This window comes from Alcaligenes sp. (assembly GCF_050255915.1).
In the GTDB taxonomy this organism is placed as follows: Bacteria; Pseudomonadota; Gammaproteobacteria; order Burkholderiales; family Burkholderiaceae_B; genus Alcaligenes; species Alcaligenes aquatilis.
On record NZ_JBFWIQ010000008.1, the window covers coordinates 117779 to 131409 of the forward strand.

Consider the following 13631-nt stretch of genomic DNA (forward strand, 5'->3'; position numbering starts at 1 on the left):
ATGACGACCTTACAGCAGGATTTGTGCCAGGACTGGCAGAACGTATACCAAGGTGCCGGACAAGCGATTGACTGGGTGATGCAGGCGCGCGCTTCGTCGCAGCGCCTGAACGCACAGGCCGATAGCCTGGTGCTGGAACTGCGCCGTGCCCGCAATACCGCCCGTAGTCTGGGTGTGGTCTCGGGCCGCCCCATGACGATTGGTTTTTTTGGTCTGTCGCAGGCGGGCAAGTCTTATCTGATTTCCAGTCTTGCCGCGGGTGGCAATGGCCGCCTGGAAACCAATTACGGCGGTGAAACCATCGACTTCCTGCGCCACGTGAACCCTCCAGGGGGCGGTAAGGAAGCCACGGGTCTGGTGACGCGCTTTAGCCGCAATGCCACCGCAGGCCCTGATGCCTATCCCGTCGAACTGCAGATTTTCTCTGAAGTCGATATGGTGAAAATCCTGGTCAATAGTTATTTCAATGACTTTGACAAGGAACAGATCGGCTACACCTTTGCCGCAGACCGCATCAAGGCCTTGATCGAATCGCTCAAGAGCCTTGCTGGTGCTAATGATGCTGGTTTGAGCGCCGATGATGCCGTGTCCCTGTGGGATTACGTGCGCAGCAGCTTTGGCAATACCACTCGCTTGCTGGATAGCACCTACTGGCCGGAGGTCATCAATCTGGCCCCCTCCTTGCGTCTGGAAGACCGGGCACAGTTGTTTTCCATCTTGTGGGGCGAGCAGGCTGAGCTGAGCGAACTTTATATTGGCCTGGCTAAAGTGCTGCAGGCTCTGGGTCACCCCAGCAAGGTCTACGCACCGCTGACAGCGCTGATCCGTCGCGAAGGCGATGGCTTTGTACAGCAAGACAGCATCATGAACGTGGATGTGCTTGAATCGCTGGGCAGCCCCACCGAGAAAAGTCTGAGCGTCTTGCCCGTGCGTGAACAGGATGGCCAGCCCGTCGTTGCCGCCCAAGCGGTGGAAGTGCCTTTGGCTCATCTGGCGGCGTTGACGGTGGAGCTGACTTTCCCCCTGATTGGTGAGACCCAAGGCGGCGGCGTGGACAAGGTCGATCTGCTGGATTTCCCCGGTTATCGTGGTCGCCTGAATATTCGGTCCGTGCAGGATGCCGGTGCCGCTTCGGAAAGCAGCGGTGGCAACCCCGCTTCGCAACTGATTCTGCGCGGCAAGGTGGCTTATCTGTTTGAACGCTATACCGACCAGCAGGAAATGAATGGCCTGGTCATGTGTACCGCTTCGGACAAGCAAAGCGATGTGAAAGATGTAGAGCCCGTGCTGACACGCTGGGTCCATCGCACTCAGGGTGCCACGCCGCAGGAACGCCAGAACCGTAAAGTGGGGCTGATGTGGGCCATCACCATGTTCGACAAACGTATCGGCGCCTCCCTGATTCAGGACGATGCCCAGGTGCGCGACAGCTGGGACGGCTTGATGAAGATGAGCTTCAAAGAGCGTTTCGGCCACTGCGAATGGTTGCAGCAATGGCGTCCGGATCAGCCCTTCTCCAACACCTTCCTGGTGCGCAAGCCCGGTATGCCCACACCCTTTATTGATCTGGACACCGAAAGCCGGGAGCTATCCATTACGGCATCCGTGGCTGACAAAATGGGGCGCATGCGCGGTAGCTTTGTCGAAAACCCTCTACTGGCACAGCAATTAAGCGATCCCGCCGAAGCTTGGGATGCCATGCTGGCCTTGAACGATGGCGGCATGCAGCGTCTGCGTGCGTATGTGGCTCAAATCGGTGGCCTGGACTTCAAGCTGATGCGCTTGCAGGAACAGTTCCGTAGCTTGCATGACAGCCTGGTCAAGAAGTCCCTGCACTCCTGGTACAGCCAGGACGGCGACCGGCAGTCGGTGGTCAAGGAAGCCCTGGCCAAACAGTTCCGAGAGGAACTGCCTGCTTACCGCGCCATTGTGGGCGAGCTGCTGGCTGCGCTGCACTTGCCACAAGACACCTTGCGGGATCTGTTCCTGAGCCTGGGGTCCAGCAAGTCCGAGCCGGACGAGCCGGGCGTTCTGACCCAGGAGCAGCCCTTCGAGCAGCAGTACGCCGATCTGGTGTACCGCAGCTGGGTCAGCCAGTTGCGCGAGCTGCCTGCCAGCCGTACCAATCAGAACGTGCTGCGCATGCCGGTGGATTTGCTCTCCAGTCTGGTTGAAGAGCTGATTGTGGCCTCGGACCGTTGGGCCTTGCGCGACAAATTGCTGGCTGTGCTGACCAAGCGTCGTCAAAGCGGTGTGCGTCGCGAGCGTCTGGCCGATCGTCAGGTTTGCAATGTGGCCATGGCGATCAGCGAGTTTGTGACCTGGTTCTACCTGAAAGGCGGCAGCGACGACTTCTTCAAGAGTCCCAAAGCCTTCGCCCAGGATGGCATGCCGGTCCTGCCGGCAGAGCCCCAGGATCACGGCGCGATTTTCTTTGAACAATGGCTGGCCGCTTTGGCCCATACCACTTTGCATAACGCCGGTTATGAAGGTGGCCGCGAACTGAGCCTGGAACAGAACCAGGCCTTGGGACGCATTCTGGAACGATTTACCGATAAGAGCGTGGCATGAAATTAAGATTTAGTTTGCAGGCTTTGGAGCCCGCGGTCCCTGGCCGCGCTCGTCTGTATGTGCGGGATCTGGATGAAGAGCTGGACCTGGGCGAATACTCGATCGCCATTCAGCGCAGTCAGAACAGCTATTACTTGCACTCGGCCCAAAGCTGGGATGCGTCCTTGCGCTGGTTGCCGCAGCAAGGCTGGACCGAGCATGAAGAAGGTATTGCCGTCCTGCTGAACGCTGACATTGTGGATTCGCTGCTGGCCAATGCCAGTGATGCGTATCAGATCACCCTGGCCGATAGCAGTGGCGAAGAGCTGGGCCGCAGTCCGCTGAAGCTGGACAAGGCGATCTTGCCTTCCACGGCCGGTGGCAATGCCCAGGCCATGGAGTTGACCATGCCAGCAGCGGTTGTGCCCGAACCTCCCGCACCGGAGCCTGTCGTTCAAACACCGCCGGTGGTTGAGGTAGTGGAGCCTGTGCCAGAGCCCGAACCGGTCAAGGTAGAAGCACCTGCTCCCAAGAAGGAGACGGTGGCTCCTGTCGCGCCTCCCGCCAAAAAAGGTGGCATGGGCAAATGGATCGTCTTGCTTGTTCTTTTGTTGATTTTGGCAGGCGCAGCAGGCTACTGGTTCTACAGCCAATCCGCCAAGGGCGACAGCCCGGCCGTGCCCGATGCTCCAGAGTCCAGGCCTGCGGTGGTGGAAACAGACAATTGCACCATGGACAAGTTGGCAGACCGTCCCGGCCTGCAATTTGTGCAAGAGTGCGTCAAGGAGAGCAAAACCTCCGAGCAATGGCTGGCTGTGATTGAAGAAGCCAAAAAAGCGGAACAGTGTGACGTGGCCCAGCGTTTGTACGTGAACAAGGCACAGTCCGGTGATGTGAAAATCGCCATGGCTTACGCCCGTGAATACGACCCCAAAGATCACCAGGCCAACACCTGCTTTAGCAAGCCCAATCCTGCTACCGCTGCATACTGGTATGAAACCGTCTTGCTGTCCGAGCCTGATAACGCGCAAGCCAAGGCCCGCTTCCAGGAGTTGAGTCAATGATGATGCGTCCCCTTGTTCGATTCAGTTTGCTTGGTGCTCTCCTGTTGGGCGCAAGCCAGGCACAGGCCGCGGCTCCCTTGCTGCAAGAGGGCAAGAAGACGCTGTATCAACGTGTTCTGACCACACCGTCCTGCCGTCTGTTCTCTTCGGAAGCGGATCAGCAGGGCAAGCCGGTTCCTGCGTTCAGCCGCTTTTACATTTATCAGCGTACCGAGCAGGGCGGGGCAGAGCGCGTGCAAGTTGGCCCGGATAGCCAGGGCAAAACCGTAGGCTGGCTGGACAAGGCCTGCACGGTGGACTGGAAAATGCAGTTGACCCTGGCCTTCACCAACCCGGCTAACCGCGATCGCATGCTGTTTTTCCAGGATCGCGCCTTGCTGGAAAAAGTGCTGGACACGCCAGACCCGGCCACTTTGGTGGCCCCTATGCGTCAGGCTTTGCGTAAAGACTCGCAAACAGAGGGCGTATTGGCGCAAGAGCCCGAGTACTTTGTGGACGTGCAGGAACAGTTCTACCTCTTGCCCGTTTTGAGTGGCGAAGAGGTCATGACTGAAAACGGCTTCCGTACCCGTTTGCTGAATGTGGCGTCCGTCACCAAGCACACCGCAGATCAAAAAGAGCCGGAAGCCGCCAAACAAGAATCTGAGCAAACCCAGGATCAGGACGCCGCCCAACGCACGTCCCAGATCAAGGGTTTTAGCGCTGCCGTGGTCTTTGTAATTGACTCCACCATTTCCATGGACCCCTACATTGATCGCACCCGCGAGGCCGTGCGCAAGGTCTATAGCAAGGTGGAAGAGCAGGGCTTGTCCGATCAGGTCAAGTTTGGTCTGATCGCGTTTCGCTCCAATATGGAAGCGGCGCCAGGGATCGAGTATTTGACGCATGTGTATGCGGACCCCAATACCGTGACCAGCAGTGAAGACTTCCTGTCCAAAGTGTCGGACTTGAAGCAAGCCAAGGTATCTACCGTTGCTTATGACGAAGATGCCTACGCGGGCGTGCTGGAAGCGCTGGACAAGGTGAACTGGAACAATTTTGGCGCACGTTATGTGGTGCTGATTACGGATGCCGGGGCGCTGGAAGGTAATAACAAGTACTCCTCGACCGGACTGGACGCGCCACAACTGCGTATTGAAGCGGCCAAGCCCGGCGTGGCGATTTACACCCTGCATTTGAAGACGCCATCGGGCAAGAACAACCACGCCAAGGCCGAAGACCAGTACCGCGAACTGTCCACTTACGGTGGCACACAGACCTCGCTGTACTACCCGGTTAATGCCGGTGACGTGAACCAGTTTGGCAAGATGGTTGATAACCTGGCGACCGCGCTGACCGAGCAGGTCAAAGTGGCTTACCAGGGAGGGGATGCGATTGGCAGTGCGGCGCGTGCCCAGGAGACCGGCGACACCACTACCGACCAGATGCTGACCGACGCCGAGCTGATCGGCCATGCCATGCGCCTGGCGTATTTGGGCAAAACTACGGGCACCACCGCGCCTGAAGTGTTCCATGCCTGGATCAGCGACCGTGACCTGGTGCGTCAGAACATCCCGACAACCGACGTCCGAGTCCTGCTGACCAAAGCCCAACTAAGTGACTTGAGCGATGTGGTCAAACAGATTCTGGATGCCGCTAATGAAGGCATGATCTCGCCTACTGATATGTTCAACCGCCTGCGTTCCGTGGCGGCGGCGATGGGAGCGGACCCCAGCACCCTGAAACAGGAAAAGGGCACCAAGCTAGCCGAACTGGGTTTGATGAGCGAGTACCTGGAAGATCTGCCTTACCAAAGCGCGGTGCTGACTTTGGATGAAGATACGTGGACCAGCTGGGATGCCTTGAGCCAGGAAAAATTCATTCGCGATCTGAGCACCAAGCTGCGCCACTACGAGCGCTATAACGCCGATGCGGATCGCTGGGTGTCCTTGGCTGAAGGCGCCGATGCACGTGATGACGTTTATCCCGTGCCTTTGGAGATGATGCCCTGACATGCTCCGCATTCAGCAGCTAGAGGTCTCCCGGGGGCACGGCCCCCACGCTTTTCGTGTGCAACTGCCCGAGCTTGCTCTGGAGGCGGGGCAGATTGTGGCCGTGACTGGCGTCAGCGGATGCGGCAAAAGCACCTTGCTGGAAACCCTGGGGCTGCTCCTGCGGCCCACTCAGGCCCAGGTTTTCACCTTGGGTCAAGAGGCCAAGGATATCAGGGCCTTGTATGCCAGCGGGCGCGAGTCTGAATTGGCTCAATGGCGGGCCAGAAACCTGGGCTTTGTGCTGCAAAACGGCGGCTTGCTGCCGTATCTATCGGTTTGGGAAAACATGGTTTTGCCGCGTCGATTATTGGGTTTGCCTGCCAAGGCAGACCATTTAGACGCCGCTATTGCCACCCTGAACCTGGAGCGGCTGCTGAATCTGTATCCTTCAGCCTTGTCGATTGGGGAACGACAGCGCGTGGCATTTTCTCGCGCCATTGCTCACGCCCCAGGTCTGGTGCTGGCCGATGAGCCTACTGCCGCTCTGGATCCCGAAACGGCTCACAATGTGTTCCAGCTGTTTTTCAGTCTGGCCAAGGAACTGGATTTGGCGGTTTTGCTGGTCTCGCACGATTGGGACAGCTTGAGCCAGTTCGCTATCCCACGCTTGCAAGCCAAGCTGGAACCGGGCTTGAGCATTTTTGTTCCCGAGGTTGCCGCCCCATGTTTGTAAACGTCTTTCGTCTGGCCTGGGCCGACTTGCGTTTTGACTGGCGCATCTCTTTTTGCATGGTTGCTGCCATGGTGGCCGTAGTGGCCCCCTTGCTGCTGCTCTTTGGTCTGAAGCACGGTGTGGTCACCCAGTTGCAGCAAGAGTTGCTGCAAGATCCGCGCAATCTGGAAGTGAAGATGTTGAGCAGCGGCAGCTTTGACCAAGCCTGGCTGAACAAGCTGCGTCAAATGCCCGGCGTGGGCTATGCCATTGGCATGACGCGCTCCTTGAATACCCAGGCGGATCTGCGCCTGGACCGACGCCGCTTTCTGGAAAATGTAGAAGTACTGGCCAGCGCACAGGGCGATCTCTTGTTGCAAACTCAGGCCCGTGACTTGTCTCCCAATGAAATCATCCTGACTCAAGAAGCCGCCCGTCGTTTGAACTGGACGGCAGGTGAGTCTGTGCATCTGCGCCTGAACCGTCGCCTGGACGGGCAGCTTGAACAGGGCAACAAGGCCATGACAGTGGTAGATGTGCTGGCGGAGCACCGCTATTCGCGTCCTGCTGTATTCGTCGCCCCGGAAACTTTGCTGGCCCTGGAGTACGCTCGCGATGGTTTTCAAATCCCCGACTTTTCCCTGCTGACTGGCAAGCCTTTAGCCACCGATATGCCCGTGCTTTACGCCCGCGCCCGTGTCTATGCCAGTACGATTGATCAGGTCGGCGAGGTGGCAAAAGGACTGGAGCAGCAAGGCATTCCAGTCGCCAGCCGCTACGCCGATATTGAAAATGTACGCGCCATTAATCGGGTGCTTAGTTTGATTTTTGGTGTGATCGCTCTGACAGCCATTGTGGGCTGCGCCGCCTCTTTGGGCGGGGCATTTTTAGCGAACGTGGATCGTAAACGTAAAGATCTGGCGGTCCTGCGTTTGCTGGGTATTGATAGCGGTGGCGTCATCCGCTACGTGCTGATTCAGGCCATTTTGTTAAGCCTGCTCGCTTACGCCTTGGGACTGGGCCTGTATGGCCTGGGCAGTACCTTATTCAATCAATTACTGGTGGGAGATGGCCTGCAGACGGACTTCGTGTGTCGCATTACCTTGGCCCATGCCCTGTACGCCTTATTGATGGTGGCAGGGTTGGCTTGTGTGGTGGCAGCAATCGGAGCCTGGCGGGCCGTTCGTGTTCAACCTGCGGAGAGTTTGCGTGAAATTTAGACCGTTGTTTAGTGCAGCCAGCTTGCTGCTGGGTTTCAGCGCAGTGGCGCAGGCAGCGCCCTGGGACGAGAAGTACTACAACCCCAAGCCAGCCGAAGGCGATGTGGTTCTGCCCATGCCTTGCGAAGGCGCCATGGTGTTTCGCCGTGTGGCCGTGCCTGTCGCCGGTCCTTTGGATGATATGCGTGTGGTGGTGGGGCAGGAAGCCGAGGAGTGGGGCTATATCGAACACAAGCGCCCCGAGTTCATTGCAGGCAGCTTTACCGATAGCAAGGCGGGTTCGTCGCGCTACTACCTGATGGCCAAGTACGAGCTGAACAAGTTGCAGTACCAGGCCTTGACCGAAGCCACTTGCCCTACGCCCAAGAACAACTTGGTGGTGCCGCAGACCGACATCAGCTGGATGGATGCGGTGCATTTCTCCGATCTGTACAACCAGTGGCTGCGCGAGAACGCGGCCGACAAGCTGCCCAAAGAAGATGGTTTGGCCGGTTTTGTGCGCCTGCCTACGGAAATTGAATGGGAATATGCTGCCCGCGGCGGCTCAGCCCTGTCCTCGGCCGAGTTCCGTGATGTGCGTTACCCCATGCCTGAGGGCATGAATGACTACGAGTGGTATGCCGGTGCCCAGTCCTCCAACGGGGCGGTTCAGTTGATGGGACGGCTCAAGCCCAACCCGCTGGGCCTGCATGACATGCTGGGCAATGTGGACGAGATCATTCTGGAGTCCTTCCGCTTGAACAAGCTGGATCGTCAGCACGGGCAAGCCGGCGGTTTTGTGGTGCGCGGCGGTAATTTCCTGTCCAAGCCCGAAGCCTTGCGATCCTCGGCGCGTAAAGAGCTGGCGTACTACGGACCTAAAGGGCCAACAAAAGCCAAAACAACCGGCATGCGTTTGGCCTTGGTGTCGATTGCCTTGACCTCACGCGAGCGTGTGCAGGCTATTGAAAAGAGCTGGCAAGCCCTGGGCACCGAGCAAGGCACGGTGAACCCGAATGAACCAGCTGAAGAGTCCGCCGTGCAGCGCTTGGGCTCTTTGGCCAGCAGCCTGGAAGACGACAAGCTCAAAGCCCAGTTGAAGCAATTGGAAGGAGATTTGCGAGCAGCCAATCTGCGTCAGGAGGAGATGCGAGATCAAGCCATTCGCGCCAACCTGGAGCTGGGCTCTTTCCTGTGCACCAAGCTGAAGGACGACGTGCTGTTCGTGGAATTGCTGTACCGAAATTATGACGCCTTGTGTGAAGCCGATACGGACGACAAGCAATGTGCCAGCCGCAAAGTGAAGTTGGACGAACAGGAAGACCGTGTCGCCAAATTGGCCCGCTATTATGCGAGCAATTTGATTGATGCCTCGTCCTTGTATGGTCTGAACTTGCTGGAAAAACAGGTGCCGGTAGAGCGCCAGATGATGGAACAAAACAAGAGCCTCAGTGCCCTGAAACCCTACCTGGAAGTGCATTGGAAAAATCAGAAGGATTATCTGAAAACAGATGCCATTGATATCAATGCCTGGAAAAACAGTTGTAAATCCGTGCCCAACTCGTAAAACACGAGTCAATAAAAATAGACGTACTTCAAATGGAAGAGGAAGTTATGCAACACGTGCGCCGTTTTACCCCTAGAACTTTGCTGGGCAGCCTGATGCTGGGCGTGGCCTTGCTCTCGGGTTGTGCCAGTACTGGCAGTAGTTTGCTGGGCGGTACCCAGGCCGATGACCGTCTGACCAGTGGTCAGGATGCCAAATTCTTTAGCCGCTCGGGCTTTCAGGCGTGTGCGGGTGCCGCGGCAGTGGGTGTACTGGCTTGCATGTTGTCCAACTCCAGCAATAAAGCGGCTTGCGCGATTATTGCGGGTGTGGCCGCTTGCGGTGTCGCCATGGGGACCAACTACTATCTGGACCAGCGCCGCACGGAATACGCCAATACCTCGGATCGTCTGGCCGCCATGCAGCGCGACGTCGAAGCGGATACGGCCAACATCATTGAGCGCACCAATACGGCTCAACAAGTGATTGCTGATGACAAGCGGCAGATTGCTGAAATCGAAAAGCACCTGAAAGAAAAAACGATGGAGAAAAAACAGGCTGAGAAGCAGTTGGCCCGTATCGATAAAAATATCGAAGTGCTCAATCGTGATCTGAAAAACATGAACGAAAAGGTCAGTCTGTACCGCGACGTGGCCGATGCTGAACGCAAGGACGGGGGCAAGAAGTCCGAAGTCCAGCGTCTGGATCGTCAGATTGACCAGATGAATGTGAAAGTGGCCGTACTGCAAAAAGAAGTAGACGACCTGTATTCCATGCGTTCCGCCGTTACTTTGGGTTAAGGATTATGAGAGTATTTCTGCGTTGGGCCCCTTTGGCAGCCAGCCTTTTGCTGGCCGGTTGTGCCACTACCATGAGCGAATGTGATCCTTCTGATCAGGACGCCGGCTTTTTTACCAAAATCAGTTGCGACACCTCGGGTGCGTATCGCCAGCATATTGATGCGCGCGAACAAAGCCTGCTGAGCGCGCAGGAAGCCAATGCGCTGTTTCATCAGGTTTACAAGGATATTCAGACACAGCAAAGCCTGAGCAAGGCCAGTCTGGCCCAGCAGCGTCAGGCCCAGACGGCGTTGAACCGCTCCATGGGGCAACTGGTTCGCAGTTTGCAGGCCAGCAAAGGCAAAGAAGCCGGTTTGCAAAACCAGCTCAAGGACCTCGATAAAGGCCTGAAAGACGTGAACCGCTCTACCGAAGACAACAGTCCGGCCGCGATCGCCCAAAAGCAGCAGCAATTGCAGAAGCTGCAAAAAGACGTCAGCCGCCTGCAGTCCAGTTTGGGATACGACGAGTAAAAGCCTATGCAGCGCGTCATTCTTGATTCGGTTGGACCATCCTCGGCCTATCAGCAGCATCAGCATGCGCTCAATGTACTGAAACGCCAGGACGAACCCTTAACGCATCTGTTTTCCACCTATCAGGTTGATGGTTCTGACACCACAGCCTGGTGGACGGGCATGCAGGGCCAGGCCGTGCCCAAAAGCAGCTTGTCGGCGGCACAGCAACAGGCTCTGGATGCGCGTTACCAGCAATCGCTGGACCGGATCGAGGTTCTGAGCCGCCAACTGCAAGAGCAGGGGGCGACGCAGGACGCGCAAGCGCTGCAAGCCTTGCTGAAAGATGTGTCGGCCAAAGGGGCGGTTTACAGCGTAGGCGGCAAGCCTTTGCTGGTCATGAGCGAGAACCCGGCGCTGTCGCCCGAGCCCTTGTTCGAGTCCTATCAGAAGCGGGTGGCGCCCCCATCGCCTGTGCCTCCTGTGGTGCCTGCGGCAGCAGTCGTGGGGGCAGGGGCTGCGGCGACGACGGGGGCCACCTCCAAAGGTCGTCCGTGGCTGTGGTTCTTGCTGGCTGCTTTGCTGGCTGTATTGCTGGCGCTGTTCTTGTCGTGGTGGTTCAAGTGGCCTCCGGGCTGGTGGGACAAGGAGGTGGTACCAGTAGAGCCGCCCGCCGTGGTCAAGCCTGATCCTGTGGTGGAAGAGCCTGTTATCCCTCCAGCGCCACCACCCGAAGAGCCGGTGGTGCCTGTTCCTGAACCGGAACCCGAGCCAGTTAAAGTAGAGCCCGTACCCGAGCCCGTGGTGGAAGAGCCGCCTGCGCCTCCTGCACCGGAGCCGCCGCCCAAGCCCGAGCCACCACCGAAACCCAAGCCTGAACTCAAACCCAAGCCGGGTCCCAAGGTGTCGTCTGATCCTAACTTTGTGTGTGCTCAGGACGAGAAGGGTGAAGTGCTCAAGCTCGAGGTCTACATCATTTTTGATTCCTCCATGTCCATGTTGCTGAGCGTCGATGCCAAGATCCAGGACGAGGAGTGGTTCTTCAGTCAGGATCTGGACGATATGGGCTCCTGGAGCGATTACGCAACCCAGCGTGCTCAAACCCTGTTCCGGGGTACGTCGCGTATCGATGCGGCGCGCAGTGCGTTCTCCAGCATGGTGGACAGTTTGCCAGCCGGGCAGGATCTGCACTTGGTGACCTTTGCGCAGCAGTGTGCAGTACCCAATTACCAGGGCCGCTTTACGACTGCACAGCGTGGACGCTTGAAGAGCTTGATCCAGAATATTGAGGCCAAGGACAGTACCAACCTGGTGCAGTCCCTGAATCTGGCGGCCAGCCGGGTCGATGGGGTGAATCGGGATGCCTTGATCGTCTTGTTTGTGGATGGCAATGACGGTTGCGATCAGGATATTTGTGCCGTGTCGCGCAGCATTGCGCGTGCCAAGCCACGTTTGCGTATCAATGTGGTGGATATCACCGGCCAGGGTCTGTCGGCCTGCGCGGCAACGGCAACTGGCGGGGTCACGCTGGCTCCGAAGCAGTCTGGTCAGATCGCCAAAGCCCTGCGTGATGCCACAACGGACTTTGTGAAGCGCGCCGAGCAAGCCTGCAAATAAACACATAGCTTGATGATGTGCCGTGATTAGCCTGGGTTCGCCCAGGCTGATTCGTTTCTGGACAGGCAGAAAAAGACAGGGTCACAATAAGGGCCTGGTGACCATGTGTGAGCTTGCCAAGAGGGCTGAGGTCTGGCTCTGTCCGCATTGACTGTAAGTGATGCCAGGCTCGCAATGAGATTTCTGTGACAGAACGGGTGGTCTGAGGCTTGGAATCGTTTTCCCCGAGACTTGGCTTCGCACTATTCAATACCGCTTTTGCGCTGAACTACGCATAGACTGTGGAAATGTCTACATCATCCTCTCGCCCTGACTCGCCCGAACGCCGCCTGCGCCGCATGAAGCGCAGCGCTTTGGCCTTGTTGGCGCTGACTATCTGTCTGTTCCTGCTCAGTCACGCCATGATGCGGCAAGGCCAGGCGGCACCTATCGCCGCATTCTGGCCCTGGCTGCGTGCTTTTAGCGAAGCCGCCACAGTCGGTGCGTTGGCAGACTGGTTTGCTGTCGTCGCCTTGTTCCGCCACCCGCTGGGTTTGCCGTTTCCACATACTGCGATTATTCCCAACAAGAAAAACAGCCTGGGTGAAAGCCTGGGCGTCTTTGTGCGCGACCACTTTCTGGACTCCGCAATGCTGCTGGAAAAGCTGCGTAGTCTGGACCCGGCGGCGCGCTTGGGGCAGTGGCTGTCGCAACCCGAACAAAGTGAACGTGTCAGCCGTGCCTTGCAAACCGCTATGGGTGAGGCTCTGCGTTTGCTGGACGAGCGCAGTGTCAAACAAGCACTGACCGATGGCGTACGCGGCTATTTGATGCGGGTGGATATGGCTGGCTCCAGTTCCCAGATTCTGGGGCTGCTGACACGCAATGCCCGGCACCAGCGCCTGCTCGATGAGGTCTTGCAGCAATTGGGTGGCTATCTGTCCAATGAGGCGGTCAAGCAGCGCGTGGCCGATGTGTTGGTGCGCTACGCCCAGCGTGAATGGCCCAAGCTCCTGGCCATGGTCGGAGTGGTCACGTCGGTAGATGAGCTATCGGGAAAAATGGCGGACCGTCTGGCGCGTGCCCTGGTGGACGAAGTGCAAACCATTTTGAGCGAACCCGAGCACCCTTTGCGCAAGGATTACGAGCAATGGGTACACGACTATATTCAGCGTTTGGGTCAGGACCCGGAGTTGATGGAGCAGGTGGAGGCCATCAAGCAGCGCTTTTTGCACCATAAGGATGTGGGTGAGTACATTGATGGTGTCTGGACGGATGTCATGCGAGTTGTACGCAATGACCTGGCCAAAGAGGACTCTTCTGTGGCGGCCCATCTGCGTCAGGTCGCTCAGGATTTGGGTACGCGCTTGAATACGGATGCGACGCTGCGTGAAACCTTGAATGAACATATGCTATCCGCGGCAGCGGGCCTGGCCGAGCAATTGCGCGAGGGGGCCAAAGACCATATCGCGCGCACCGTGCGTCAATGGGATGACAGGCAACTGGTGCGCGAGCTGGAACTGACTGTAGGTACGGATCTGCAATACATACGCTTTAACGGCACGGTGGTGGGCGGCTTGGTTGGTGTAGGCCTGCACGCGATCCTGTTATTGGGTCTGGTTTAAAAAAGAGCCTGCTAGATCAGCCTTATGCGAACGCCTTGGCCGTGTTTGGAAAACATAACAGGGCATTGCTGATCA

10 protein-coding genes are annotated in these 13631 nt (G+C 57.5%); all 10 read left to right on the forward strand.

The features are described 5' to 3' along the window. The 10 genes from AB7E06_RS11930 to AB7E06_RS11975 all read left to right on the forward strand — a co-directional run bounded on the left by AB7E06_RS11930 (position 1) and on the right by AB7E06_RS11975 (position 13556). A complete protein-coding gene (locus AB7E06_RS11930; RefSeq protein WP_376913814.1) occupies positions 1–2571 on the forward strand; it encodes a virulence factor SrfC family protein in 2571 nt (856 codons plus the stop codon). Further along, positions 2568–3614: a hypothetical protein gene (locus AB7E06_RS11935; RefSeq protein ID WP_094196146.1), complete on the forward strand. Its 1047-nt coding sequence runs from the start codon at positions 2568–2570 to the stop codon at positions 3612–3614. Before AB7E06_RS11930 ends, AB7E06_RS11935 begins: the two co-directional genes overlap by 4 nt. Beyond that, on the forward strand, positions 3611–5605 hold the full coding sequence (locus AB7E06_RS11940; RefSeq protein WP_094196147.1) for a vWA domain-containing protein: 1995 nt from the start codon (positions 3611–3613) through the stop codon (positions 5603–5605). The genes AB7E06_RS11935 and AB7E06_RS11940 overlap by 4 nt, the downstream gene beginning before the upstream one ends. A gap of 1 nt (position 5606) precedes the next feature. Continuing rightward, the gene (locus tag AB7E06_RS11945; RefSeq protein ID WP_094196148.1) at positions 5607–6320 is read left to right on the forward strand and encodes an ABC transporter ATP-binding protein; all 714 of its coding nucleotides are present in this window, start codon (positions 5607–5609) and stop codon (positions 6318–6320) included. Next, on the forward strand, positions 6311–7519 hold the full coding sequence (locus tag AB7E06_RS11950; RefSeq protein ID WP_094196149.1) for an ABC transporter permease: 1209 nt from the start codon (positions 6311–6313) through the stop codon (positions 7517–7519). Before AB7E06_RS11945 ends, AB7E06_RS11950 begins: the two co-directional genes overlap by 10 nt. Next, positions 7509–9065 (forward strand): formylglycine-generating enzyme family protein, encoded by a 1557-nt coding sequence (locus tag AB7E06_RS11955; RefSeq protein WP_094196150.1) that lies wholly within the window; start codon positions 7509–7511, stop codon positions 9063–9065. Before AB7E06_RS11950 ends, AB7E06_RS11955 begins: the two co-directional genes overlap by 11 nt. A 47-nt stretch (positions 9066–9112) precedes the next feature. Further along, positions 9113–9844 (forward strand): hypothetical protein, encoded by a 732-nt coding sequence (locus tag AB7E06_RS11960; protein WP_094196151.1) that lies wholly within the window; start codon positions 9113–9115, stop codon positions 9842–9844. 5 nt (positions 9845–9849) lie between these two features. After that, the gene (locus AB7E06_RS11965; RefSeq protein WP_094196152.1) at positions 9850–10356 is read left to right on the forward strand and encodes a hypothetical protein; all 507 of its coding nucleotides are present in this window, start codon (positions 9850–9852) and stop codon (positions 10354–10356) included. A 6-nt stretch (positions 10357–10362) separates the two neighbouring features. Then, positions 10363–11952, forward strand: coding sequence for a vWA domain-containing protein (locus AB7E06_RS11970; RefSeq protein ID WP_395029843.1), 1590 nt, complete (start codon positions 10363–10365; stop codon positions 11950–11952). 287 nt (positions 11953–12239) lie between these two features. Continuing rightward, positions 12240–13556 (forward strand): DUF445 domain-containing protein, encoded by a 1317-nt coding sequence (locus tag AB7E06_RS11975; protein ID WP_376913811.1) that lies wholly within the window; start codon positions 12240–12242, stop codon positions 13554–13556. The last annotated feature ends 75 nt before the right edge of the window (positions 13557–13631 follow it).

Excerpts from the sequence above, each read along its gene's own strand:
- AB7E06_RS11930 (WP_376913814.1), top strand. The coding sequence starts at position 1 with ATGACGACCTTACAGCAGGATTTGTGCCAGGACTGGCAGAACGTATAC.
- AB7E06_RS11935 (WP_094196146.1), top strand. The coding sequence starts at position 2,568 with ATGAAATTAAGATTTAGTTTGCAGGCTTTGGAGCCCGCGGTCCCTGGC.
- AB7E06_RS11940 (WP_094196147.1), top strand. The coding sequence starts at position 3,611 with ATGATGATGCGTCCCCTTGTTCGATTCAGTTTGCTTGGTGCTCTCCTG.
- AB7E06_RS11945 (WP_094196148.1), top strand. The coding sequence starts at position 5,607 with ATGCTCCGCATTCAGCAGCTAGAGGTCTCCCGGGGGCACGGCCCCCAC.
- AB7E06_RS11950 (WP_094196149.1), top strand. The coding sequence starts at position 6,311 with ATGTTTGTAAACGTCTTTCGTCTGGCCTGGGCCGACTTGCGTTTTGAC.
- AB7E06_RS11960 (WP_094196151.1), top strand. The coding sequence starts at position 9,113 with ATGCAACACGTGCGCCGTTTTACCCCTAGAACTTTGCTGGGCAGCCTG.
- AB7E06_RS11965 (WP_094196152.1), top strand. The coding sequence starts at position 9,850 with ATGAGAGTATTTCTGCGTTGGGCCCCTTTGGCAGCCAGCCTTTTGCTG.
- AB7E06_RS11970 (WP_395029843.1), top strand. The coding sequence starts at position 10,363 with ATGCAGCGCGTCATTCTTGATTCGGTTGGACCATCCTCGGCCTATCAG.
- AB7E06_RS11975 (WP_376913811.1), top strand. The coding sequence starts at position 12,240 with ATGTCTACATCATCCTCTCGCCCTGACTCGCCCGAACGCCGCCTGCGC.